Genomic DNA, 1232 nt, shown 5'->3' on the forward strand with positions numbered 1-1232 from the left:
TTTTGACTTGGGTTTCTATTTAATAACAAAAATTATTTTTCAACGGCATTGGGGATGGGGAAGTGGAATATCATTGTTTGTAGCTCCATCAAAGAGAATTATCCTGCATAGGTTGGATAGTATTATCTCCATAAATGTGGGCTAACCGATAGGGTAGGGGAGGATCTAAATTATATAAAACGCTTCACGGAGGATTACTTCTATGGTATATTTTTATGAACATGGGTGCTATATAATGCTATCCTATTCTGTTAAAGAGAAAAAAATACCCTGCTTAACCATTTAATAAGGGTATAAGGACTATCAAAGTATTTGAATAGACTGCTGATGTTGTTTTAAAGCTTGAGGCTATTATTAAATGTTCTGGCCTTTTTAAGCTTGAAAAGTGTAGCGAGGACGAGGTAATTACATTGCTTAAGAAATACTTTACAGGAGATTGGAATGAAAAGTCAAAAGCACTTTCAGTAATTGAACTGATTTAGGATTATCTGAAGAAAGGAAGAAGAAACGGTTTGATATTAAAAAGCAAAGTATATGAATAATACCATAAATATTGAAAATTTTCCTTCTATAATATTAGTGAAGAAAATAAAAAACGGTTGGCTGAAGATTTGGAAACGGAGGACCAAAAGAAAAGGTTAAAAGCAGGAGAATCCGTTTTGCTCCAGGGCATGAAAACCAAAAGAGGTTTGTCGAAAAGAATTATTCGCTTTGAAAGGAGGCCAACACTAATTTTATAAAGATCATTAAAAAAAAATTCTATTGGTAAGGGAATAGATGGTATAAAACTTCCAAGGAGACTTACAATGGTATCATCTCGGTGTCTGAAGAATATAGTGTAATCTTTCAGGCTTGGGACAGGCAGACCGAAATAGAAAAAGCTATTTAACTTCTAAGGGAATTGAGCCTACCATCTTTCAGGAAAAATCATAATCCAACAGAGAAAATTCAAAAGGAATAGTCAAAAGAAAAAACATTAGAAAAGATTTCTGAAGATATTGTTCAATTAAACACCAGGGGGGAGTGTCTATTAAAGCTGTACCTGTAAAGTTGGGAAGTGTGAACCTTACAACGGGGCAAAACCAAGATCTGAAGGCTGGTAAAAAAGCAAGGTAAATGGAGTTGAAAACATTAAAAGGCCACTTTAATGTAACTATATCAAAAAAGTCAATTGGGTAAATATCATTAGATACTATCAATATATAAAGCTTTAAGATGAGACTTTGGTTAAT

At 33.3% G+C, this 1232-nt stretch carries 1 protein-coding gene; it reads right to left on the bottom strand.

The annotated features are described in order from the left end of the window. Positions 1-917 precede the first annotated feature (917 nt). Positions 918-1232 (bottom strand): hypothetical protein (locus E1171_RS24085; RefSeq protein ID WP_222931320.1); only part of this gene is annotated, 315 nt, incomplete at its 5' end.

The organism is Xanthovirga aplysinae (assembly GCF_009711365.1).
GTDB lineage: Bacteria > Bacteroidota > Bacteroidia > Cytophagales > Cyclobacteriaceae > Xanthovirga > Xanthovirga aplysinae.